Here is a 25,459-nt window from a genome sequence, read left to right as displayed (position 1 = left end):
GGCGATATATTAAATTGAAGGGAGTTACCATATGGCTAAGTGGTGTAAAATATATTTATTGATATTTTTGCTGACTATAAATGCTGCCTGCAGTAGCTCTCCGGACATGCAGAAAAAGGCTGGGACGTCGGAAACTTTTACCCCGGCGCAAAAAGTAAAAATTCTGTTTCTTTCCATAAGTGACAGCGATGTCAGGGAAAATATCAGAGAGAACTACATAAAAGCCAATATGGAAAAAGAAATGCCGGATATTGAAGTTGAATACGATTTGGGCGGAGGGGGACAGGATTACGCCAGCAAGCTTAAGGTATATAATTCCTCAGGCAACATGCCCGATGTATGGTTCTCGGAGCAGAATCTGTCTGCCGTTGTTATAGCTTCGGGCAATGCGCTTGATCTGGCACCGTATATATATAAATGGGAATTTGATAAAAAGTTTACCGAAAAGGAATTTATAATGCCGGACAAAAACGGCAGGATTTATTCTGTTCAATCGGGCAACGACAGATTTACCACACCAAGGCTTTGGTATCACAAAGATTTATTCAAAAAGTATGGTATACAAGTCCCTGCTACATATGAGGAACTGTTAAAGGTATGTGGGCAGCTGAATGAAAAGGGTATAGTCCCGATTTCAATTATAGGCAGGGACGGCTGGACTCTCAATCTTCATTTGCTTCAGACAATGATTATGTCTGAAGACCCCCAGGTCGCACTTGATATGCTGAATGGAGCTACTGATTTTACAAACCCGGTAATAAAAAGATCTCTGGAGCGTATAAGAGAGCTGGTTCTGGCGGGAGCATTTCCCAAAAATGCTGTAAATATAGGTTATGAACCTGCAATAAACATGTATACCTCCGGAAGTGCCGCAATGCTGGCTGCATTTTCATGGGAGCTGCCCAAGCTGGAAAAATTATCTCCCGACACTGACTTCATGCCGTGGCCGTCGTCAAGGGCGGGAACTTTCACAAAGGATGCCGTACAGTACTGGGGAGCCCCCCTCAGCGGCTATATGGTATGGGCAAAAACAAAAAATCCTGAGGCAGCCGCACGTTTTGCTATGTACTGTGCTACCCAGGACGCGTTATATTATAATATTGAGAGTAAAGCTCCAACAATGCTTAATACCGGAGTAAGAATAGAGAATACCTCTGTCTTGGCAAAAAAGAATCTGGAACAGCTTGATATGGCCGAAATAAAAGTACCTTCCATTTGGTCGGCAGCCTTTAACACCAGAACCTCTGCAGAAATTTCGATTCAAAACAGCAAGCTTCTGACAGGGAGGTATTCTCCCGATGAATATATCAGGGTAATAAATCCTCTGTGGATTGAAAACGCAAAGGAAATAAGGGAGCAAAACTGTGATACACACTAAAAACTTTATCCTCAACCCTAAACAGCGGAATAAATTTGTGGAGCCGCTTTGCCGGCGCATGTCCTAAATAAATGCAACCCTCTGTCATTCCTGACTGGAATGACTTTTTCAATAACCCGACATTTTTACCTGCCCACTATGAAAATTACCTTCAATGTATGTATACAGGAGTAATATAATCAATCTGTAACTGTTACAGAAACCTTTCGGAAGGCATATTTAATTAGTTAGTAATCAAATAAGGAGGATGGAAAATGATTAAGTTAACAAAGCTTGCATCAGGTGTTGTTGCTATTGCAATGGTATTTTCTTTAACCGCTTGCGGAGGTGGAAACGAAAAGGGTTCGGATTCAACCAAAGCTGCCGAGACATCTGCTGCAGGAGCTGCGCAAACCTCACAAGCGACAGCAAATGACAATGAAAGGGTAAAAATCAAATTCCTGTCTTTAAGTGCTGATGATAACAGGAACAATATTCGTGATAAATACATTAAGGTGAACGTTGAAAAGGAAATGCCCAATGTTGAGGTAGAGTACGATTTGGGCGGAGGCGGGCAGGATTACGCAAACAAGCTGAAGGCCTACAATGCGTCCGGTGATATGCCTGACGTATGGTTCTCTGAGCAAAACCTCTCATCTGTTGTTGTAGAGGCAGGTAACGCATTGGATTTGGCTCCATATGTGCAAAAATCCGGTTTTGACAAAAAGTTCAAAATGCAGGAAGTAGTTACACCTGACAAGGACGGAAAGCTTTATTGTGTGCAGCCCGGTGCCGATCAATACTTTACTCCAAGATTATGGTACCACAAGGATGTATTTGCCAAGAACAACATTCAGGTTCCAACCACATTTGATGAACTTATAAAAGTATGCGAAACACTTAAAGGCAAGGGTATTGTTCCAATGTCAATAGTTGGAAAGGATGGATGGACTCCAAACCTGCACATGCTCCAGACCATGATCATGGCTGAAGACCCACAGGTTGCCCTAGATTTGACAAATAATAAAACGGATTTCAGCAATCCTGTTGTTAAGAGTGCTTTAGGAAGAATACAGAAGCTGGTTCAGGCAGGAGCCTTTGCACCGGGTGTTACAAATATTGATTACGGTCCGGCTGTTGAAATGTATACTTCAGGCAAAGCAGCAATGCTGGCAATGTTTACATGGGAAACAGGCAATCTTGAAAAAGCTTCTCCTGATACTGATTTCATTGTGTGGCCATCAGCCAAAGACGGAAATGATGCAAATGCTTCCATTCAGTTCTGGGGAGCACCCCTCAGCGGATATCTGGTATCGGCAAATAGTAAGAATCCAGAAGTCGCAGCTAACTTTGCAATGTTCTGTGCAACTCAGGACGCACTTTACTACAACATAGAACAAAAGGCACCCACAGCACTTGATACTGGAGTAAAGGTGGAAGGCATATCTCCGCTGCTTCAAAAGAGCCTGGATCAGTTTGATGCTGCAAGCGTAAAGATTCCTTCAATGTGGGCAGCTACATTCAATACAAAAATGTCTGCTGAAATTTCAACCTTGAACAGCAAGCTTCTTACAGGAAAGTTTTCTGCTGATGATTATATCAAGGCAATCAATCCTGTGTGGGCTGAGAATTTTAAATAAAAATACAACTGGTTAAAATGCTGAATTATAACCAATCCCTGTATGGGTTGCTCTCATACAGGGATTGGTTAACAGGTGATAATAATGAACAAATTTTATGGCAACAAGCTTGCAATATTCATATTCTCTTTTCCTGCACTGCTGTTATTTACCGCTTTTGTAATCTATCCTCTCTTTCCGGAGATACTCATAAGCTTCCAAAAGAACGATGGGTTTAAAAGTATGGGATATGTGGGATTTGAAAACTATTTTAATGTTCTTAGGGATCCAACCTTTTGGAAATCCAACGTGAATACTTTTACGATAGTGCTCATATCTACGTGCATGGGATTGCCCATATCACTGCTCCTGGCTTTGATTATGGATAGGCAGGGTGAACGGGTAAAAAGGTTTTTTAAGGCCAGCAGCGTATTTCCTGCAATACTTTCGGTAACGGTTATAGCCCAAATGTGGATAGCCATTTATGAACCTCAGTGGGGCTTGATCAATAGCATGTTAAGAGGAATCGGTCTGGATGGTCTTGCTATGGAATGGTTGTCTGATGAGCGGACGGTAGTTCTTGCTATAACTGCGGCTTTCCTGTGGCAATATATAGGTTTGAATGCTCTACTTTTTTATACAGGTATAAAGGCAATTCCAAAAACATATTACGAAGCAGCGGTTATTGATGGTGCGGGATTCTTTAGAACAAGCTTAAAAATAACAATTCCTCTGTTGCAGGACGTAAGCAAATATGTGCTTGTTCTCTCAGTGCTGGGCAGCATGTCCCAATTTGCTCATGTAAGGATAATGACCGCTGGAGGACCCGGTGACGTGTCAAGAACTGTTATATACCAGTTATATTATAAAGCGTTTTCGGCTTCCGATTTCGGTCAGGGCTGTGCTATTGCAATAATATTTGTGCTGGAATGTCTGGTGTTGACGGTATTTATTAATAAATTTGTTGCAAGAGAGAAGGTAGAATTCTAAACAGGGGGTGGACGTTACGAAAAAAAATAATCTTTATAAAATATTGATAAATACAGCTATGATAATTATTGGGTTGACTTTCCTTTTTCCATTGTACTGGATGATAAATATGTCGTTCAAGTCCAGAAGCGAAGTGTATGACAATCCATTCGGGCTCCCTGAACAATGGGTTTTTAACAATTATAGCGGTGCGCTTGAAAAATTTAATTTTCTAAGGTATCTATCCAACAGTTTGATATATTCTGTAAGTACAATCATTATAACTATATTCTTGGGGAGTATGCTTGCATACTGCCTTAGCAGAATGAACTGGAAGTTTAAAGGCTTTGCCATGAGTTACATTTCAATGGGGCTGGTTGTACCTGCCCAGGTGGTAATTATACCATTGCTTATTATGACAAGGAATATGGGCTTAAAGGGTACGCACCTCGGTTTGATACTTCCTTATTCGGCCTTTGCCCTCTCTTCATGTGTACTTATGCTGTATGCCTTCTTCAGAGGTTTGCCAAAAGAACTGGAAGAGGCGGCCTGCATTGATGGCTGCAATATCTATCAAACTTACTTCAGAATAATTCTGCCTGTTATAAAACCGGCAATTGCCACTCAATGTGTTCTGATATTTATGAATATATATAACGAATTCTTTCTGGCCTTTATTTTAGCGGCTGATGACAAGATTCGGCCTTTGACGGTTGGTTTGCTTAACTTCTTTGTAAGCATAGGAGTGTCCCATTGGGGACAAATAGGAGCTGCCATGATTATTACAAGCCTGCCGATGATAATGGTATACATGTTTGGAAATGAGCAGATAGAGAATGCTCTTACAGCAGGCGCAATTTTGAAATGATTTGCGAGAACTTCGCAGTTTTAAATAATAAAAGATAAGACTGACATGCATTTTATAAATGCGCAGAACAAAAGAAAAAGGTCTATTCCCGTGCAATGAGTATTGCTTTTGGGGATAGGCCTGATTTATTTCATTGCGTTGTGCCGCACAACACATAAATTTTATATTGTTTGAGCAAAACCTGATTTTTGAAATGGCCGTTTTCATCTGCATACCACTGCCCACTTCCCGTATCGGCTTTGATATTCTGGCCTTTTAGTTTTCTAAACTGCTGCGGGCTCATATTATAGTGTTTTTCAAAGATAGCCAAAATGCAGGTACATTCTGGTCGAGAAATATAAGCTGGTTTTCCTTCAGAGTAACCATTTCTTCCTTTACAGATACAACACAGCTCCCGGAGACGCATACATTATTTCGCAGCGGTTATGACTGTGAGGAGGCATTTGAAATTCTGAGAGATTCAACGCGTAAAACGCTTCTGGCCTGGCATAGCGGTTATTAACATTATATATACTCATATTTATCACCATTGTTTTTTATTTCGGCTTTTGACCCTTTAACTCTTGCGCAAAACCTAAATTAACTCGTTGTGCTAGTTAATTTTATACCTGCTTTGCCTGTGTAATTTTTATATCAACTGGTAACTTCCGTACTAACTTCACGAAATAGGAAGCACCAAAACAATTACGAAAATTGTATCGCATCATTACAAAGCAATTTACCGCAATTGTTTTTAACCGTGCATTCTATTTCATGAAGTTGTCCTCGCGTTACCAGTTGATTCTAATTAAATCAATCTGTAAAGCAAAACACAATTTTTTATTTAGCACAACCCGTTAATTTAATATTAATTTAAAAAGAGAATTAATACAACAATATAGAGTCTTTGGAAACAGGAAGAATATACAGAGCTCATTTCAATGTGATGAATGAAGGCTGTATTACAAACCTTCCGGATGAGTCGGTGGTCGAAGTCCCCTGTTATGTGGGCGGCTGTATCAGGTGACGTAAATCTGCTGAAACAGGCAGCCTTGATGGACCCGCTTACCGGAGCGGTATGCAATCCTCCTGAAATATGGCAGATGATTGATGAAATGCTCATAGCTCAGGAAAAATGGCTTCCTCAGTATGTTGAAGGTATTAAAGCCGCCAAAGAGAGCTTTGCCAAGGGAAACCTGATACCAACAAATGAAGGCTACCGCGGTGCAGTGAGACAAAGGGTCAACACTCCCTATAGAAAAACTGCTTGTGGGCCAAACGCTAAGGCCCACATTTAGCATCCATTTTTGGAAAAATGGATGCTAAACCGCACTTTTCCCCTTCAACTATACATATTTATACGTTTTGCAACAGCCCCTCTGATATAGCGGTTATCCATCTTCCGGGGGGTTAATTCGATCCCTGGAAGGAGGATGGCCGTAATATTTTTTATAAAGCCGGCAAAAATAGTTACTATTACAGAATCCAACCAGATCGGAAATTTGGGTTATTGGGATATCGGTGCCGGCAAGAATTTTTCTCGCTTTTTCCAGGCGCAACAGGGTAAGGTATTCAACGAAGGTTTTTCCGGTACAGGCTTTGAAAAGCCTGCAGAAATGCTGAATACTTAGGTGGCAGTACATGCTCATGTCGTTAACAGTAATCCGTTCACTGTAATGGAGACGCAAATAGTCCAGAGACAACTTAATCAGTCGGGTTGAATCAGGCGAATTGCTCTCTTTGAAAAATGCCTGCGGCAGGCTTTCATAGAGTACAGAAAAAAGTATTATCATCTGACTTTTAATTCGGGCCCTGTACCCGTTTCTTTTTTGAGCATTTTCTTTTTGCAGTTCGTTTAGCAGTGAGAAGCACTTTTTAAAAGCCGTATCCTTTTCCGAAAGGTGAACCGGAGGGTACAGGCCTATTGACATAAATGGAGTTAATACCTCCAAAATATGAGGATCTGCACCAAGCCCTTCAAATAAACTTTCTCCGGAAACAATAGCGCAATAGCTGCAGGAGCCTTGAGGGAAAATGCTGTGAAGGCTTCCGGGAGGAATGATTATTAGTTGATTTTCCGACATCAGAAAGCTTAAGCCATTGATATATACCGTACAGCAGCCTTTTTCCGAAAATACCATTTCAAAATGGTTATGCCAATGGGGAAGAGTATTTGAATTTTTCATATAAAAGCAATTGAATGGAAATGTAATATCTTCAAAAGTAATATGTTCAAAATTTCCAGCGTTTGTGAATTCCATAGAAATCTCCTGAACGTAATAATAAATGTTCAAATAAGACAGATAAATAGTTGAATTAGTAGTGTTTTAATTATTTTATCGGAATTAAAATGATAATATCATACAAACATAATTACGTCAAACAAGGAGGAAAGTATATGTTGGAAGCAATTAAACCCAAACTGGCAAAAGTCACCGGAGTCCAGCGAGTCGAAGGTGCTCTTGTCCTAAATACTGAAAATGGTTTGCTAAAAATACAACCTGTAGATACCAATATAATCAGGGTAGTGTATACACTGGCAGACAAATTCTCTGCCGTAAGGGGTCTTGGAATTGAACCTCAAAAGGTATTTGAAAGCTGGGAATTCAGGGAGGATGAACAAACAATACTGCTTGATACTTCAAAGCTACAGCTTTTGATTCGAAAATCCGACAGCCGTATAACCTATTTCGATGGAAAAGGCAGACGCTTGACCGGGGAGCCTGAGAAGAACGGCAAAGAGCTGATTGCTTTTGATTCCTTCAAAACAATTCTGGATGATACGGCTGTTGTTGAAAAAATTGAAACTCCAGACGGAGTAAAGGAAGTTGTACTGGATTCAAAGAAAAAATATGACCGTCAGCTATACCATACAAGGCTTCATTTTGAATGGGAGAGTGACGAAGCCCTCTACGGCATGGGGCAGAATGAAGAAGGCTGTCTGAATCTGAGAGGAACCCGCCAGTATATTCATCAGGCCAACATGAAAATAGCCATGCCGTTTCTCATGTCTACCAACGGTTACGGAATACTGCTGGATACCTATGCTCCGGTTATATTCTGTGATAACGGCTTTGGATCATACCTGTACAGCGAAGCCTCAACAGAACTGGATTATTACTTTATTAATGGAGAGAGCTTTGACGAAGTTATCGGAGGCTACCGTCAATTGACTGGCCAGGCTTCCATGCTTCCACTCTGGGCTTTTGGTTTTATGCAATCGCAGGAGAGGTATGAAACCCAGCAAGAGATTATTGACACAGTTGAGCGTTACCGTGAGCTTGGTGTTCCACTGGACAGTATTGTGCTTGACTGGCAGTCCTGGGAAGCCGGAAAGTGGGGACAGAAAACCTTTGATACCGAACGTTTCCCCGATGCTGAAAACATGACGGAGAAATTGCACCAGCTAGGGGCACACCTTATGATATCAATCTGGCCAATTATGGTTAGCCATTGCGAAAATCACAAGGAAATGAAAGCTAATGATTGTTTATTCCAACGATCTGAAATATATAATGCTTTTAGTCCCGAAGCAAGAAAATTGTATTGGAAGCAGGCCCGTGAAGGTTTGTTTTCAAAGGGAGTGGATGCCTGGTGGTGTGATTCCAGTGAACCGTTTACTCCCGAATGGAACAATCCTAACAAACCTGAGCCGGATCAGAACCTTGTAGCCTTTCACAACACCTGCAGGACATATATGGATGAGGTATATACAAATGCCTACCCATTTATGCATGCCAAGGCAATATATGAAGGACAGAGGGACACCGACGGGCAAAAAAGAGTTGTTAATCTGACAAGAAGTGGCTATACAGGTATACAAAAGTACGGAACCATTCTGTGGTCAGGTGATACCAGTGCCAAATGGTCAACGTTGAAAAAGCAGATTCCTGCAGGTCTGAACTATTGTGCGTCAGGCTTGCCGTACTGGACACTGGATATAGGAGCATTCTTTGTGAAGCGCGGAAATATGTGGTTCTGGGACGGTGATTATGAAAACGGCTGCGGCGACCTGGGCTACAGGGAACTTTACACTAGGTGGTGTCAGCTGGGAGCTTTCCTGCCGGTGTTCAGAGCTCATGGTACAGACTGTCGGAGAGAAATATGGAATTATGGTAAAAAGGGTGAAATTTTTTACGATGCCATAGAGAAGATAACACACCTTAGATATCAGCTAATGCCATATATTTATTCACTCGCAGGAATGGTTTCTCAGAAGCACGGAACAATTTTAAGGGTGCTTGCATTTGATTTTATTAACGATGAAAATGTATATAATATTGACGACCAGTTTATGTTTGGTCCCAGCTTGATGATATGTCCGGTCACCGTCCCCATGTACTATGAAGCAAACAGTAAGCCCATTGAAGGGGTAGCTAAGACAAGAAAAGTATACTTGCCTGACGGCAGCGACTGGTATGATTTCTGGAGTGAAAAGCGGTTTAAGGGAGGTCAAACCGTTGAGGCGCAGGCTCCAATAGACATGATACCTATATATGTTAAGGCTGGATCAATTCTTCCTATGTCTGAACAGATCCAGCATACCGGACAAATGAAAGATGATTGGTTTAAATTGACTGTATATCCGGGAGCCGACGGAAGCTTTACTCTTTATCAGGATGAACGGAATGGGTATGGTTATGAAGAAGGCAAATTTGCCACAACCGAATTAACTTGGTCGGACAGTGAAGGAAAGCTTACCGTCCATCCACGAATAGGACAGTATCCCGGTATGCCTGAAAAGGTTACTTTTGTACAAAGGATAGTGGGGTAAAATTGCCGGCTGTACAGGTACGCGAGTACAACTTCATGAAATAGGGATGCATGGTTAAAAACAATTACGATAAATTGTCGACGAATGTAAAGCGGTTTTGCCGGCAAAGCAGCAGGACGCTGCTTTGAGCTTCAAATCGAGATAGGATGTCGAGTTTGAGCGACGACAAAATCGCTTTATTAATGAAGCAATACAATTTTTGTAATTGTTTTGGTTGCAACCTATTTCATGAAGTTAGTGCGGAAGTTACCAGTTGAAATAAAGAATTACACAGGTAAAGCAAATCCTAAATTAATTAGCACAACGCATTAAGTTATTGACTTTTAAATACTATTTTGATAATATATATTTAAAGTTAAACGTTTCGCGATAGAAGGTGATTTTATCTCTGTAACAATAAAGGATGTTGCCAGCAAGTCAGGACTCTCAATTGCAACAATATCCAAATATATCAATGGTGGTAATGTCCTTGAGGAAAATCGGAAAATTATAGACAAAGTAATCAAGGAACTTGGTTTTGAGGTAAATGAAATAGCCAGGGGACTTAAAACCAGCAAGACAATGACTATCGGTTTATTAATCCCCAGTCTTGAAAATATATTTTTTACAAGCATTGTATCAAATATTGAAAGCGTTCTGATTAAAAGCGGCTACAGTACAATTATTTGTGACTATAAAGAAGATAAGGATCTGGAAAAACAAAAGCTTGATTTTTTATTGAAAAAAATGGTCGACGGCATTATAACAATGCCCATGGGAAATGATTCCGAAGCAATTAACTCGGTTATCAAAAGAAATATTCCCGTAATTCTGATTGACAGAGCCTTGAGAGGTATTGAATGTGATACCGTGCTGGTTGATAATCTCAACGCAGCCTATAATGCGGTTGAACAGTTAATTATTCTTGGTCATAAAAGAATAGGCATTATTTGCGGCCCCGATGAAATATATACTGCTCAGGAGCGTCTAAAGGGGTACGAAAGAGTACACGAGGATTACAATATGCCTATTGACTTAAGCCTGGTCAAAAAAGGTGATTATCAGGTTGAAAGCGGGTACAGACTGCTGACTGAACTGATTAAAATGGAGGAGGCTCCGACTGCAATTCTTGTTACAAATTATGAAATGACTCTGGGAGCATTGATGGCAGTAAATGAAGGGAACGTTAAGATTCCCGAGGATATTTCTTTTATTGGTTTCGACAACCTTCAGCTATCAAAAGTCGTAAAACCTCCGTTATCTATAGTAATTCAGCCGGTTCAGCAAATTGGTGAAGTTGCTGCAAATACTATTTTGAAAAGACTTAAGGGAGATACCTCAAACTTCCCGTCCATGATTCGTCTGAAAACCGAACTAATCATGAAGGAATCGGTAAAAAAATTGGAGACCAGTAGTCTGTAACCTCTAAAACGCATATTGTCCGGCGAAGAAAATTTTCTCAGGGCAAGGCGGAGGAGGGAGGAATAATTGTTTTATTCCAACGAAGTACTGCAAAGCAGTGCTTTTCGACAACGCAGTTCTGGCAGAATTTTACCGTCGGCGATATATGAATTTAGATGTTACAGACTACTGGCTAAAGAAAAGCTTTTGCGAGAAACAGGAAGTGTTTCTCGAATATTTTTGAGCATGCGCTAAACGTTTAGCTACACTAATGTTAAAAAAAGAATAACGTAACGCTCGTGCGGTCGTGTAACAGGATTCTAATAGATTTCAGAAATGGAGACAGGCATGGAAAAATTATTATTAGGCATAGACATTGGTACATCGGCTTGCAAGGTGGCAATTTTTGATCTGCAGGGAAGGGTAATAGCGCAGTTGACCAAGGAATACAAGGTTTATTATCCCGCTCCGGGGCATGTGGAGCAAAATCCCAATGAATGGTGGGATAGTATATGTGCGGCCACAAAGGAAGCAATATTCAAGGCAAAAATTGATGCAAAGCAGATAAGAGGTATAGGAATTGACGGCCAGAGCTGGTCTGCCATACCGATCGATAAAAGCGGCAGGGTATTACATAATACACCAATCTGGATGGATACAAGAGCATCGGATATATGCAGGGATACTGTTGAAAGAGTTGGCTTTGACAGAATTTTTAGACTGAGCGGCAATTCCTTTGAGCCCTCTTATTCCACGCCAAAATTTGTCTGGTTCAGAAAAAATATGCCTGAAATTTATAACTCCACTTATAAATTTTTACAAAGTAACAGCTTCATTGCCTTCAAACTTACCGGACAAATGACTCAGGATATATCACAAGGCTACGGAGTGCATGCCTTTAATATGAGTGAGGGCAAGTGGGAAGACGGCTTCTGCGAGGAGTTGGGCTTTGACAGGGAGAAGCTTCCCGAGCTGTTCCAGTGTCATGAAGTCATCGGAGAAGTTACGGTGGAGGCAGCAGCCGTAACAGGACTGTCTGCCGGAACACCGGTAGTGGCGGGAGGACTGGATGCCTCCTGCGGAACTCTTGGTGCGGGAGTGGTAAAGGTGGGGCAGACGCAGGAGCAGGGAGGGCAGGCAGGAGGTATGAGCATATGTCTTGAGGCTGCTGTTGCCCATCCGAAACTCATTTTAGGCTTTCATGTTGTACCGGAGCTGTGGCTTTTGCAGGGCGGTACCGTTGGCGGTGGAGGGGCTATAAAATGGTTCATGCAGGAACTGGGAGCTTTTGAGAATTCTGCTGCAAAAGCAGCCGGGTCAAATCCATTTATGATTATGGATAATGAAGCTGAGAAAATACCTGAAGGTTCAGACGGTCTTGTATTTTTGCCTTATATGGCGGGAGAGAGATCACCTCTATGGGATAAAAATGCAAAAGGTGTATTCTTCGGACTGGGCTATGACAAAACCAGGGCACACATGATCAGAGCTGTGTTGGAGGGCTGTGCCTTTGCTCTGCAGCACAACCTGAGAACAGCAGAGGAAGCAGGTGTAACGGTGGAAGAATTAGTAGCCATGGGTGGAGCGGCAAACAGCCGCTTATGGACACAGATAAAGGCTGATGTTACAGGCCGGGTAATCAAGGTCCCAACTTCAGATACGGCGACTACACTTGGAGCAGCAATTCTTGCCGGTGTTGGAACAGGTCTTTATAAGAGCTTTGACCAGGCCGTCCGGGATACCATTGTTATTACGCGTACCCATGAGCCGGATATGAAAGCTCATGAAACCTACAAAAGAAATTATGAAATATATATTGAGCTGTATGAAAAATTGAAAGATACAATGCAAAAAATATGACATTTAAAACGATTGGGGGGGTTATATGAAAGCGGGAGTATTGCACGCAAGGGAGGATTTAAGATATGAGGAGATTCCGACACCTGTACCGGAAAAGGGAGAAGTGCTTGTAAGAGTCAAGGCCACAGGTATATGCGGATCTGATATCCCAAGAGTATTGGGTGACGGTGCACATTTTTTTCCAATAGTTCTGGGACATGAATTTTCTGGTGAAGTGGCCGGAATCGGTGAAGGAGTTACTTCTGTGGAAGTAGGAGACAGAGTGGCCGGAGTACCTTTGGTGCCCTGTATGAAGTGTGAGGATTGTCAGAAGGGAAATTATTCTTTATGCAAACATTACAGCTTTATTGGTTCCAGGGAAAGCGGGAGCTTTGCAGAGTACGTGAAAATGCCTGAAAGAAATGTTGTTAAATTTGATGACAGTGTGTCTTTTGAACAGGGAGCCTTTTTTGAACCGGCAACTGTAGCTTTGCACGGATTATTGTGTGCCGACTATCACGGCGGAGAGGATGTTGCCATACTTGGCGGAGGTACGGTGGGTATGTTTACGGCTCAATGGGCCAGGATATTCGGTGCTAAAAGGGTTTTTGTCTTTGATATAGACAATGACAGATTGGCACTGGCTAAAAAGCTTGGTGCCGATGTGACGGTTAATACTCTGGATAAGGACTTTAAAGAGCAGGTGGATAAACTTACAAACAAAAAAGGCTTCGGTTTTGTATATGAAACTGCAGGAGTTGATATAACCATGAAGCTTGCTTTTGAACTGGCAGGAAATAAATCCGGAGTTTGCTTCATAGGAACACCAACAAAGGATCTGGTATTCACACCACGGCTGTTTGAAAATATGAACCGGAAGGAGTTCAAACTCACCGGCTCATGGATGTCTTACAGCGCACCCTTTCCGGGTAGGGAGTGGGATTTGACCGCTCACTATTTTTCGACGGGAGCCTTGAAATTTGATGAAAGCTTTATATTCAAAAAAGTTCCGCTCAGTAAAATCAAGGATGGTTTTGATATGTTCAAGGTACCGGGAACCGTTAAAGGAAAAGTACTTATAGTGAACGAATAGGAGGGAGAAAATGACAATGGCAGGTTTGCATCCGCTAAAGGATTTGGTTTTAAAACAAAAGCAGGGAATTCCGGCTGGAATATATTCGGCTTGCAGTGCAAATGAATACGTAATTGAGGCTGCAATGGAAAGAGCATTTAAAACCGGAGGTTTAGTGCTGATTGAAGCAACAGCAAATCAGGTAAACCAGTTTGGAGGCTATACCGGCATGAAGCCGGAGGATTTTAAAGCCTTTGTATGCAAAATAGCTGAAAAAATTCAATTTCCAGCTGATAAGCTCATACTTGGAGGAGATCACCTGGGACCGCTGACATGGAAAAATGAAAAGTCCGACACAGCTATGGAAAAATCCTGTGAGTTATTAAAACAGTACGTTTTGGCAGGTTTTACAAAAATTCATATAGATACCAGCATGCATCTTGCGGATGACAATATTAATCAAAAGCTTGATACAGGTGTTATAGCCAAGAGGGGGGCGGTGCTATGCAAGGTAGCCGAGGAAGCATATGCCGAGCTTTTAAAAACTGATGAAAATGCTTTGCAGCCGGTATATGTTGTGGGCAGTGAAGTGCCCATTCCCGGGGGAAGCCAGGAAGAGGAAGAGGGTATCCAGGTTACAAGGGTAAGTGATTTTGAATCCACCGTTGAAACCTTCCGGCAGGCATTCTATGAGCTGGGGCTGCAAAAGGCCTGGGCAAATGTTATTGCTGTTGTAGTACAGCCGGGAGTTGAATTCGGTGATGAAACAATACATGAATATGACCGGGATGCTGCAAAAGAGCTGTGCCAGGCTTTAAAAAAGTATCCTAACCTGGTTTTTGAAGGACACTCTACAGATTATCAGACTCCCACAGCTCTTAAGGAAATGGTTGAGGACGGAATAGCTATTCTGAAGGTAGGGCCGGCTTTGACCTTTGCATTGAGGGAAGGCTTGTTTGCCCTGAGTATGATAGAAGAAGAACTCTTTAAATACGATCCTGACATTCATTTGTCAAATCTGATTAATGTATTTGATGAAGCAATGCTACAGAACCCTGAAAACTGGAGAAAGCACTATCATGGCAACGGATCAAAAGTCAGGTTTGCAAGGAAATACAGTTTTTCGGACAGATGCAGATACTACCTGCCTGATTCAAATGTTCAGAATGCAGTAAAGCGGTTAATAAAGAATTTGAAAACTGTAACTATTCCGTATTCCTTATTAAGCGAATATATGCCTATTCAGTACAGAAAAGTAAGAAGCGGAGAGCTTGCAAATGAGCCTGAAAGTCTCTTAAAGGACCGTGTTGTAAACTGTATTGATGATTATTTATATGCTACTGAAGTTATATTGGCGGCAAAGTAATGGAGTTGTATCCGGTAAAAGCAGAAGCTGCGATGTACCGGATTAAATATAAAAAAATAATTTATAAAGGAGATAGTATTATGACTAACGATATAATCGATCCGGGTTTGGTCCCGCAGAGAGTACTGCGCGGAGGAGATAAGATGCCTGGAATAGGCATGGGAACCTTTGGCTCGGACAGATTTACGGCCGAAGATATTGCGGCGGCAGTAAAAGGTGCAGCTGAAGTGGGCTTCAGATTGTTTGACTGTGCAGCTGTATACGGAAATGAGCATTTGATCGGAGAAGTTTTCGAAGACATAATGAAATCAGGAATTAAAAGAGAGGAACTCTTTATCACCTCAAAGGTATGGAATGACATGCACGGCAAAGGAGATGTGCTGCTGTCCTGTGCAAAAACCCTGAAGGATTTGCGCCTTGACTATATAGATTTATACTTTGTACACTGGCCCTTCAGAAATTTCCATCCCAAGGGAGCCGCACCCGACTATCATAATAAGGATGCAAGGCCGTTTTCAATTGAACAGTACATGGAAACCTGGTACCAGATGGAAAGACTTCAGAAGGCCGGCTATGTAAAGCACATTGGAGCCTCCAATATGACAGTTCCGAAATTAAAGGAATTGTTCAAACATGCTACCATCATGCCTGCTGCCATAGAGATGGAACTCCATCCATGCTTCCAGCAGCCTGAATTATTCCAGTTTGCACTTGACCATGGTATTCAGCCTATCGGCTTTTGTCCTATCGGTTCACCAACAAGACCCGACCGTGATAAGACTGCTGAGGACTATGTAGATATTCAGGATCCGGTTATTATTGAAATAGCAAAGGCACATAATGTTCATCCGGCAGTTATATGTATTAAATGGGCTGTTCAGAGAGGACAGACTCCAATACCGTTCTCAATCTACAGAAACGAGTATGCAAGCAACCTCAGGTGTGCGGTGGAAGACCCTCTTACAGAAGAGGAAATGAAAAAAATCGAGGGTGTTGATAAGAACTGCCGTCTGATCAAAGGTCAGGTTTTCCTGTGGGATGGAGCTAAAGACTGGACTGATCTGTGGGATCTTAACGGAGAAATAACCAAATAATTAACGGAATAAATTAAATAAACTAAAATTTTATACGCTTCGGCAAGGAGGATATATGTTAAAGGGAATTCCTTCGATCTTAACCCCGGAACTTCTTAAGACACTGATGGAGATGGGGCATAGTGATGAAATAGTTATTGCCGACGGAAATTTTCCTTCGGGTACATTTGGAAAGAAAGTAATAAGACTGGATGGGCATGGTGTTCCTGAGGTATTGGATGCAATACTTAAGTTTTTCCCCCTTGACCCATACGTAGAAAAGCCTGTGGCTCTTATGGAAGTGGTTCCGGGGGATACAGTAGAGACTCCCATCTGGGAGGTTTACAGAGATATTATTAATAAGCACGAACCCAAGAATAACAAGATAGAGAACATCGAAAGATTTGCCTTCTATGAAAGAACCAGGAGCGCATATGCAGTTATAGCAACCAGCGAGGCTGCTCTCTACGCCAATATTATTTTAAAAAAGGGTGTTGTGGTAGAATAGTGTACTCGTAGAAAAGTTAATTATTTGCCAGCACCATTAAAAATATATGCCTGAATTTGCAGGGAAGCCGCAAATTTCAGGCATATATTTTCTGAACTTTAAGGGGGGTCTTTGTGAATATATCCGGGCTTATCAAAAAAATATACTTTGACAGTAGAATCCTTAATGAAGCTGAAATGCGGTTTTCACGAAACATTTCCATATTTGAGGGGTGCACAGCAAGAAGCATTCTTACCTTGACAAGCGGAGCGTTTTTGGTCGGCTTTGCAAAATATCTGGGGGCTAATGATGAAATAGCCGGAATTATTGCAGCCATACCTGTTTTGGCCGGAATAATATCGGCTTTTTCTCCGGTTGTATTTGAAAAAATACCCAACAGAAAGCTGATTACCTGCCTATTCTGCTTTATTGGAAGGTTTTTGCTGGGCCTGATGATTTTTATACCGATGATAAGGGTTGAGCAGTCTATTAAAATTTCTTTATTAGTGATTACTTTTCTGGCCTCAAACCTTTTTCTGGCCTTTACAATACCTGCATCACAGACATGGCTTCTGTCCATTACTCCAGAGAACATCAGAGGCTCCTACTTCGGCCGGAGAGAGGCTATTGTGTTGGGAGTGGTAACCTGTATAACCCTGCTTATGGGACAGGTTCTGGACAAATTTCAGAAAACCGGACAGGCTTTTTCAGGCTTTTTAGTAATATATATTTTTGTAATGACTGCAGCAATAGTGAATTTTGTTTTATTTTCAAGCATGAAGGAGCCCCCTTATCCTAAAGCCGACAGGGATTTAAAGGTTAAGGAAATTATCCTTCTGCCGTTACGAAACGGGAGGTATAGGGGAATTGTTTTTGTTATGCTTATCTGGAATGTCGGGTTCCAGCTGGCAGCCCCATTCACCTCGGTATATATGGTTTCAAAGCTGGAACTTGGCTACGGCTATATAACGCTCATGCTTGTTCTGGCATCAGTAGCCAGTATAGTTTCGGTGAGATATTGGGGTAGGCTGGCGGATAAAAAGTCATGGTTATACCTTCTAAAAATGATGATGCTTATTCAGGTCTTATACTATTTTATATGGTTTATGATAGATGTTGATACGGCACTTCTATTACTTCCAATTGCTCATGTTTTAGGCGGAGCAGCTATTTCAGGAATAAATATTTCAATCAATAATATACAGTATAGTTTTGCGCCGGCTGAGAACAAGTCGGTTTATATGGGGTTTTCTTCAGCTGTCAACGGACTATTCGGATTTGCCGGGACTCTGGCAGGCTCTTATTTTATAAAGCTCACTCCCTCTTTCGGCATTTCTGTTCACGGCTTTTCAATTGGAAGCCTGCAGCTGATATTTATGGTGTCGGCGATGGTTCTGGTGGCGGGTATTGCTGGAATGAACAGAATTATTAAACACAAACTTAATTTCTAGAAATACCTACTATATTGCTGTTAATTTTCCTAGGGACTGTATTTTTATATGGATGTAGGACGGGAACGGAAAAATAAAACGGTTACCGTAGCGCAGTTAAGTGTCCGGTAACCGTTTCAGCAGAAGAATTTATTCCAGAGTAAATGAGGCCAGATGTGCACTTCCCTGACCAGTATAAGTAAAATATAATGCCTGTATTCCATCAGGAATGGTTATATTGGCAGAATACTCCTTCCATACATTTGTGAAAACCACCGGTATCTTTCCAAGGGCAGAACCGTCCCATGAGGTCTTTACTTCAAAGTCGCCTTGGCAGTATCCACGAACCTTGATTTTTACCTTTGTAATGCCCTTGCAGTTAAAATATTTAAATCCAGCTGTAGCTGATGCTTTCATGTTGGCAATGTACCCGATCTCTTCGTCTCCGTCTCTTCCGTCCTGAGTTATCTTTGGGAACTGATTGTTCATCCAGGAGGCAGTCCAATCGGTATACACCGACTCTTCCTCGCAGAACAGGTTGCAGGCCAGATAGGCGGGATATTCGCCGCGTCCTTCAAGCGGTCCGCCGTTGCAGCCGCAGGAGGTCATTTCCGCCTGAGGAATGGTTCCGTCCTCCAAAAATTCTATTTGTTCGCAGCAGCCCTGTCTGCTGAAATTTGTTCCATTGGTGTGTCTGTGATAAAAAATGTACCATTTCCCATTGATTTCAATAATACTCCCATGGTTATTGGCACCATAAAACATAGGTTTTTCAGCAGGTTTGTAAGTATCAATATGAAGATCGCTGTTGCTTACAATAACTCCGTTGTATTTAAAATCCTTTGTGGGATGTTTGCTTGTAGCATAACAAAGTTCATGAAATACAACCGAGGAATATATAAAGTAATAGGTATCCCCTCTCTTTCTGATGGAAGGGGCTTCAAAAAACTCATGACCTTCATAGCCGCTGCCCTTGCTGTAAGGTTCACTTGGGGCTAAGAATACCGGTTCTTCAAGAATTGTCAGCATATCCGGTCCCAACACTGTTGCCATTGGTCCCTTTCTTGATTTGTCTCCTACTGCACAAAAGCCTGTGTACAGGTAAGTTCTATCGCCCTCGGTAAGCACTCCTGGGTCAAACTGGGGCTGATCATCTGCTCTTTCACCCAGACGGGTTCCGTCGGAATAATGTACATAGCCGTAAAATTCATATTTACCTGCGGGAGTATCACAGACGGCAACCGACACGATTGAAACCTTGTCCAGTACATAGTATAAATAATATCTTCCGTCGGGGCCTACAGTGACATCCGGCGCATAAAGGCACATGTTGCCATCGGGATTGAGAGGATCATCGGTCTTTTTGTAAATAACCCCTTCATATGTCCAGTTGCCGAGATCATCAACCGGTGCTGACCAGCAGACATAATCGTTTAAGCAATATACATATCCGTTAAATCGGTCATGTGAACCATAAACATAAACCCTGTTGTTAAAAACATAAGGCTCGGCGTCAGGAATATACTCCCAGGACGGGAGATATGGATTAATACCTTGTTTTTTCATTTGTTACCTTCACTCCTTCTTCTTGAACTCTGTTTTAAGAGTATATATTTGTTGGTAGAATATCATTGAAAACATAACTAGTCAATTAACATTAAAGAATTGAATATAAAAATTTAAAAAAGCAAACATCTGAATAATGCAGTAAACAGATTCATTGATATGGGGCCAGTGGGGCAGGTTGAACTTAAGGCATTTGCTTAAAGCGGCCCGGTGAGATGCCAACCGAACGGGTAAACTGTTTTGTGAAGGAATAAGCATCACTATAGCCGGTAAGCTGAGCTGTTTCCTTAATAGAAACGCCTGATAAAATCATAAGCTTGGCATATTTCATTTTTTGTTCGATTCTGTATTGTAAAGGTGAGACACCAACATGCTTGCGAAACTGCTTCCGGAAGTTTTCATAGCTCATGTGCAGAGCGGCAGCCACCCCTTCAAGGGAAACCGCCGTATGAATGTCGCCGGACAGCAGGCGGCAGGCTTGCTCAACTGCCTCCCTCTCGGAATCGGCAGAGAAGGTTCCGGAAGTACGTTGGACAATGGACAGCACTATTTCCTGGGCTTTAAGAGCTATAAAAGGAAGCTCCTTGTCATCTGCCGTTTTTAATTGATACAAAAACCGTGAGAATTGCTGGAGTATGTTTTCATCACAGTGTGAATGAATTACGGGGGTGTCTGACGGCAGTAGATTCAGACTGCAGAGGTAATTGTAGGTGGAACGGCCGAAACTGATAAAAAATTCAACCCAGCTGCCGTCGGGAGTTATCTCTGTGGAGTGGCAGACTCCAGGTATACGCTGTACAAAATCACCGGCCCGGATGGGGATTATTTCCCTGTCCGGGGTATAATAGCGGCCGCTCCCGGATAACAGCAGGAAGCCGCTGTAATAGTCAATCATAAAATTGTACTGTGATTGTTCCGCTGTCGCTTTGGGCATAAAGCCGCAGGCCAGTATTCCATTTGTCAGGTCCGGTCCTATACAACGGTAAACAACATCTTTTTTTGTTTCCATAACTTAATCCTCTCCTAAAGGTATACTTTCAGTCTGGGATTATACCAAAACGGATAAAATAAAGACCAATAGAAATATTTTGTTTGTTTCTAAAATAGCATATAATATCCGCATATACAATTGTATTTTTATAGCGATGAATAATATTTTTTTATACCAGATATGATAAAAGGAGCGGGTTATGAACAGAGAATGGGAAAATCAGTATATAACACAAATAAACAGATATCCGATGCATTCTCCATATGGAGCTTACGAATCTGTTGAGCAGGCTATGGAGTGTGACCGTTGGGCTTCAAAATACGTAAAAAGCCTGAGCGGGAACTGGAAATTCAAGCTTGCCGAAAATCCCCGGCAGGCGCCGGAAGGTTTCTACGCATTAAATTATGATGCTTCCGGCTGGGAGGATATACCAGTGCCCTCAAACTGGGAGCTGCATGGGTATGGCAAGCCGGTTTATACCAATATTAAATATCCCTTTAAGAGGGAGGGAGCCGGGTCCCATTACGAGATAGAGATAGCCGAGGGGCAGGTGGAGCTCAATGCACCCCTGGTGCCCGAAAAAAACCTGACAGGCTGCTACCGGACTGTGTTTGAAGTACCGGACTATTTTGATGGAAAAGATGTTTTTATAGAATTCGGAGGAGTAGAGGCCTGTTTTTACCTCTGGGTCAATGGAATTGAAATAGGTTTCTCAAAGGACAGCAAGCTGGATGCTTCCTTTGATATTACACATGCCGTTCAACGGGGTGAAAATGAGCTGGCTGTAAAGGTACTTCAATATTGTGACGGTTCGTACCTTGAGGATCAGGATTACTGGCACTTGTCGGGGATTTACAGGGACGTGAGAATTTATGCAAAGTCCGGACAGCGGCTGCTTGACTACAAGGTAGAAACTCTGTTTAAGGAAAACGATTTTAAAGAAGCCGAACTGAGGGTAATGCTTCAGCCAAACAACAGAGTCAGGGGTTATGGAGAATGTCATGTGAGATTGAGTCTCTATAACGCCGAAAAAGAATTGGTTATTGTTTTTCAAAGTCAACCCTATGCCAGATGCGGTGTCTATCTGGAGCCAAAATTTACCGCTTTCCCATCTGCCATTGTGGAAAATCCCCATTTATGGTCTGCAGAAGAGCCGTATTTATATACTTTGGTTCTGGAGACGGTAGACAAGAACGGATGTGTCACAGATATTGAAAGTACTAAAGTAGGCTTCCGCAAAGTGGAAATAGGCAGGGACGGTGTACTTTATTTAAACGGCAGAAGACTGCTGGTGAGGGGAGTGAATTTGCATGAATTCTGTCCCGAAACAGGCAGATATGTTTCGGCGGAATACATGATACAGCAGCTTTTAGGCATGAAACAGCTGAATTTCAATGCTGTCCGGACCAGTCATTACCCTCATGCAAGTGAATGGTATGAACTTTGTGATGAACTGGGAATATACGTAGTGGATGAAACAAATCTTGAAACCCATGAGTTCGGCGGGCAGTTAAGCTCCTCGGCCGAATGGACCGGGGCATTTATTGAACGTGCTACACGGATGGTACTCAGGGATAAAAACCATCCCTCTGTAATTACCTGGTCCCTGGGAAACGAATCGGGGGCAGGGGCTAATCAGGCGGCTATGTATGGCTGGATAAAAGAATATGACAGGACCAGGTATGTCCAGTATGAATCCTGCAACCCTGAAAGCAATATTACCGATATAATCTGCGCCATGTACCCGCCCAGTGACTGGGTAGAGCAAAAGATGGCGGAGCATGAGGACCTGAGACCCTTTATAATGTGTGAGTATGCCTATTCAAAAAGCAACAGCAACGGAAATTTCAAAATGTATTGGGACCTGGTGGAAAAGTATCCCCGTTTCCAGGGCGGGTTCATATGGGATTTCCAGGATAAGGCCCTGGTGCAGCAGCGGGAAAACGGTACCTCAAGATATGTATACGGAGGAGCCTTTAATGAGGAGGTAGTTGACCCCATAGAGGATATGTGCCTGAACGGAGTGGTTCTGCCTGATTTAAGCTGGAAACCGGCTGCATTTGAAATAAGGAATTGCCAGGCTCCGGTAACAATTTTTCATGATGGAAGCCCATACCCTGAAGCCGGTGCCTATAAAATAAAGAATAACCATATGTTTAGGAATCTTAGTCATTTATGCCTTGCCTGGGAGCTGCAGTGCGACGGAAAAGTGGTGGATGGCGGCCTGATGAAACAATATTTCACAGCTCCGGGACAGTCTGATGTTCTGGAATATGTCCTGAAGCGGGAGAATATTTCCGGTGAAGCTTTTGTAAACATCACAGCCTCCTTAAACGGAGATGTGCCCTATGCAAAAAAAGGACATGTTATTTATGCTTATCAAATCCCCCTGCAGGAGTCGGTGTTAAAAAGGCAGGAGGTATGCATCAACCATAATAAGCTGACAATGCAGGAAACTGCCGGAGAAATTTTGATACTGGGAGAAAATACAGAAGTACGTTTTGACAAGGAAAGCTGTATATTTACAAAGGCGGTTTTTAACCGAGTTGAGAGCTTTTGGGGATGCCGGGACAATTTTTACCGGGCTGCGACGGGAATCGACGAAGGCTGCAGGAATCCCGGCGGCAATTATGCAACCGACTGGAGGGCCTGGGGTTTAAATGACTTGAAAATAAAGGTTATTAACATTGACACTGCTGTTTCTGACTCGCAGATATTTATATTTGCAAATGTCTCATATAATAATGATAAATTGCTTGTTTCCACACAGTACAGGATTGGCAGCAGAGGTATGGAGGTTGATAAAACCGTCATAAATAATTGTCCGGGTGAAACAATTCCAAGAATCGGATTCTCATTGATGCTTCCGGAGGATAAACAGCAAATAAACTGGTATGGGAGAGGACCCTGGGAGAATTACGCCGACAGAAAGGAAGCAGCCCTTATAGGCTGTTACAGCAGTACCGTCCAGGAACAGTATACACCCTATGTGAAGCCTGTGGAATGCGGCGGAAAAGAAGATGTGAGATACCTCCTTGTAAAGGATCCGGCAGGCCGCGGTCTACGCATTTCAGGCGCCACCCCATTCCATTTTGATATTCATGATTACTCTGTGGAGGTCTGCGATAATGCAAGGTATGAGCAGGAACTTTTAAAGGATGGATATGTACATCTTAATATAGACTATTTTCATGCCGGCTTGGGCGGAGATAACGGCTGGTCCAAAAATATTCATCCGGAGTACCGCATCGGAAAAGGTTGTTATCATTATCAGATATTAATGGAGGTAGTTGGATAATTAATATAACCGGCAGTCTGTAACATCTGAAATGTGTATTGTCGGGCGGGAAATTTTTTAATCAAAAATTTGTATTTGTTTACATAAAATATCAGGTTTGCCCGGCAGATACAAGGGCAGGACTAGTTAAATCTAAATTAAAGCGGGGACCTAAAAAAATGCAAATACAATTTTTTAGGTCCCCGTTTCGAATTAAGCCGGCATTTTATACAGGGTTCAGGTAGAAGCAATTGCATAAAAATATTTGCACAATGAATAAAGTTTTGAATATTTACATTACTAATTTTTGATGTTTAAATTAGGCTCAGATAGTCTATGAACATTTCACTTTACAATTTCATTATTAGCAGATTTTTACTGCTGGAATAGGAGCTGGTTTGATGCAAACAACGAGAGACATGGATGCACCTGGAACTGAAAAGGTAAACATCAGGAAAAGTAATAGTTTGGCAAAACATTTTAAAGGGACCTGGCAGTTATACACTTTATTGCTGTTACCAATAATATTTTTAGCCGTGTTTAATTATTATCCCATGTACGGGGCTATAATAGCATTTAAGAATTATAATATAAGAGCAGGAATATTGGGAAGCCCCTGGGCAGATAATTTCGGGCTTGCTAACTTTATAAGATTTTTCGGGAATTACAATTTTATTGAGTGCCTGCGGAACACCCTGTGGATTTCTGTATACACAATACTGGTAAGCTTTCCGTGTGCAATCATTTTAGCCTTAAGCCTTAATTATATTTTGAATGTCAGATATAAAAAAGCAGTACAGCTCGTATCATATTTTCCTTACTTCATATCAACAATAATACTTGTGGGTATGATCAATATTCTTTTTAATACAAAGACAGGTGCCATTGGCAGCATTATTTACAGCATTACCGGTACAAATGTCCTGGCCAGTGCCTCGGCTTTTCCGTCACTGTATGTATGGTCGGGTATATGGCAGTCGGTGGGCTTTAACGCAATCATATATATGGCTGCATTGTCGGGAGTGGATATGCAGCTTCATGAAGCTGCCACCGTCGACGGAGCAACCATAATGCAGAGGATAAGGCATATCGATCTGCCCGCTATAATTCCAACAGCTGTGATACTGCTTATTCTTAATGTTGGCGGAATTTTAAATATTGGCTACGAAAAAGTACTGGCAATGCAGAACCCTAATAATTTGAGTGCATCGGAGATAATATCCACTTATGCCTATAAAATTGCGCTGGTGTCATCAATTCCGGACTTTGCCTATTCAACGGCAATAGGCTTGTTCCAGTCGGGAGTAGGTCTTGTATTGCTGCTGGTCGTGAACAGAATAAGCAAGGGTCTTACCAGTGAAAGCTTATGGTAAACTTTCCGGTATTGATAAAATAAAGACTAATTTATTATA

The 25,459-nt window shown here is 42.0% G+C and carries 19 protein-coding genes; 16 read left to right on the top strand and 3 right to left on the bottom strand.

The annotated features are described in order from the left end of the window. Nucleotides 1–31: 31 nt before the first annotated feature. The 6 genes from T344_RS28065 (at nt 32) to T344_RS0111595 (ending at nt 6,090) form a co-directional block, all read left to right on the top strand. A complete protein-coding gene (locus tag T344_RS28065) occupies nt 32–1,378 on the top strand; it encodes an ABC transporter substrate-binding protein (protein ID WP_034861191.1) in 1,347 nt (448 codons plus the stop codon). A 254-nt stretch (nt 1,379–1,632) separates the two neighbouring features. After that, the gene (locus tag T344_RS0111610) at nt 1,633–2,997 is read left to right on the top strand and encodes an ABC transporter substrate-binding protein (RefSeq protein WP_027628858.1); all 1,365 of its coding nucleotides are present in this window, start codon (nt 1,633–1,635) and stop codon (nt 2,995–2,997) included. A gap of 84 nt (nt 2,998–3,081) precedes the next feature. Further along, entirely contained in the window at nt 3,082–3,966 is an 885-nt protein-coding gene (locus T344_RS0111605; RefSeq protein WP_027628857.1) for a carbohydrate ABC transporter permease, read from the top strand. Between the two features lie 109 nt (nt 3,967–4,075). After that, a complete protein-coding gene (locus T344_RS0111600; protein ID WP_242842064.1) occupies nt 4,076–4,813 on the top strand; it encodes a carbohydrate ABC transporter permease in 738 nt (245 codons plus the stop codon). Between the two features lie 925 nt (nt 4,814–5,738). After that, nucleotides 5,739–5,819, top strand: coding sequence for a family 4 glycosyl hydrolase (locus T344_RS31935; RefSeq protein ID WP_422784863.1), 81 nt, complete (start codon nt 5,739–5,741; stop codon nt 5,817–5,819). After that, nucleotides 5,797–6,090, top strand: coding sequence for a hypothetical protein (locus tag T344_RS0111595; protein WP_027628855.1), 294 nt, complete (start codon nt 5,797–5,799; stop codon nt 6,088–6,090). The genes T344_RS31935 and T344_RS0111595 overlap by 23 nt, the downstream gene beginning before the upstream one ends. Nucleotides 6,091–6,183: 93 nt before the next feature. Here T344_RS0111595 and T344_RS0111590 read toward each other — a convergent pair whose 3' ends face one another. Continuing rightward, a complete protein-coding gene (locus T344_RS0111590; protein WP_027628854.1) occupies nt 6,184–7,053 on the bottom strand; it encodes an AraC family transcriptional regulator in 870 nt (289 codons plus the stop codon). A 137-nt stretch (nt 7,054–7,190) separates the two neighbouring features. Here T344_RS0111590 and T344_RS0111585 point away from each other — a divergent pair, with 137 nt between their 5' ends. The 8 genes from T344_RS0111585 to T344_RS0111550 all read left to right on the top strand — a co-directional run bounded on the left by T344_RS0111585 (nt 7,191) and on the right by T344_RS0111550 (nt 18,234). After that, on the top strand, nt 7,191–9,566 hold the full coding sequence (locus T344_RS0111585; protein ID WP_027628853.1) for a glycoside hydrolase family 31 protein: 2,376 nt from the start codon (nt 7,191–7,193) through the stop codon (nt 9,564–9,566). A 345-nt stretch (nt 9,567–9,911) separates the two neighbouring features. Further along, nucleotides 9,912–10,967 carry a LacI family DNA-binding transcriptional regulator gene (locus T344_RS0111580; RefSeq protein WP_313560022.1) on the top strand — a complete coding sequence of 352 codons (1,056 nt, stop codon included), beginning with the start codon at nt 9,912–9,914 and terminating at the stop codon, nt 10,965–10,967. Nucleotides 10,968–11,294: 327 nt separating this feature from the next. Beyond that, a complete protein-coding gene (locus T344_RS0111575) occupies nt 11,295–12,806 on the top strand; it encodes a xylulokinase (RefSeq protein ID WP_027628851.1) in 1,512 nt (503 codons plus the stop codon). A gap of 25 nt (nt 12,807–12,831) precedes the next feature. Then, complete coding sequence (locus T344_RS0111570) at nt 12,832–13,878, top strand: galactitol-1-phosphate 5-dehydrogenase (RefSeq protein ID WP_027628850.1); 1,047 nt, start codon at nt 12,832–12,834, stop codon at nt 13,876–13,878. A 16-nt stretch (nt 13,879–13,894) separates the two neighbouring features. Then, complete coding sequence (locus tag T344_RS0111565; protein ID WP_027628849.1) at nt 13,895–15,223, top strand: class II D-tagatose-bisphosphate aldolase, non-catalytic subunit; 1,329 nt, start codon at nt 13,895–13,897, stop codon at nt 15,221–15,223. A gap of 80 nt (nt 15,224–15,303) precedes the next feature. Then, a complete protein-coding gene (locus T344_RS0111560) occupies nt 15,304–16,317 on the top strand; it encodes an aldo/keto reductase (RefSeq protein WP_027628848.1) in 1,014 nt (337 codons plus the stop codon). Nucleotides 16,318–16,372: 55 nt separating this feature from the next. Beyond that, complete coding sequence (locus tag T344_RS0111555; RefSeq protein ID WP_027628847.1) at nt 16,373–16,804, top strand: RbsD/FucU family protein; 432 nt, start codon at nt 16,373–16,375, stop codon at nt 16,802–16,804. 113 nt (nt 16,805–16,917) lie between these two features. After that, complete coding sequence (locus T344_RS0111550; protein ID WP_027628846.1) at nt 16,918–18,234, top strand: MFS transporter; 1,317 nt, start codon at nt 16,918–16,920, stop codon at nt 18,232–18,234. Between the two features lie 129 nt (nt 18,235–18,363). On the opposite strand, the gene T344_RS0111545 is transcribed toward T344_RS0111550, so the two are convergent. Both T344_RS0111545 and T344_RS0111540 read right to left on the bottom strand, forming a co-directional pair. Next, nucleotides 18,364–19,779, bottom strand: a complete 1,416-nt coding sequence (locus T344_RS0111545) for a family 43 glycosylhydrolase (protein WP_027628845.1) — start codon at nt 19,777–19,779, stop codon at nt 18,364–18,366. Between the two features lie 184 nt (nt 19,780–19,963). Next, a complete protein-coding gene (locus tag T344_RS0111540) occupies nt 19,964–20,788 on the bottom strand; it encodes a helix-turn-helix domain-containing protein (RefSeq protein ID WP_027628844.1) in 825 nt (274 codons plus the stop codon). Between the two features lie 181 nt (nt 20,789–20,969). Between T344_RS0111540 and T344_RS0111535 the strand changes: the two genes are divergently transcribed. Both T344_RS0111535 and T344_RS0111530 read left to right on the top strand, forming a co-directional pair. Continuing rightward, nucleotides 20,970–24,068 (top strand): glycoside hydrolase family 2 TIM barrel-domain containing protein, encoded by a 3,099-nt coding sequence (locus T344_RS0111535; protein ID WP_027628843.1) that lies wholly within the window; start codon nt 20,970–20,972, stop codon nt 24,066–24,068. Between the two features lie 380 nt (nt 24,069–24,448). Beyond that, nucleotides 24,449–25,420, top strand: coding sequence for an ABC transporter permease (locus tag T344_RS0111530; protein ID WP_051571776.1), 972 nt, complete (start codon nt 24,449–24,451; stop codon nt 25,418–25,420). Nucleotides 25,421–25,459 lie beyond the last annotated feature (39 nt).

The organism is Ruminiclostridium cellobioparum DSM 1351 = ATCC 15832 (assembly GCF_000621505.1).
Lineage (GTDB): Bacteria > Bacillota > Clostridia > Acetivibrionales > DSM-1351 > Ruminiclostridium > Ruminiclostridium cellobioparum.
The sequence above is the reverse complement of the archived record's forward strand: the minus strand, read 5'-3'. Positions and strand labels throughout refer to the sequence as shown.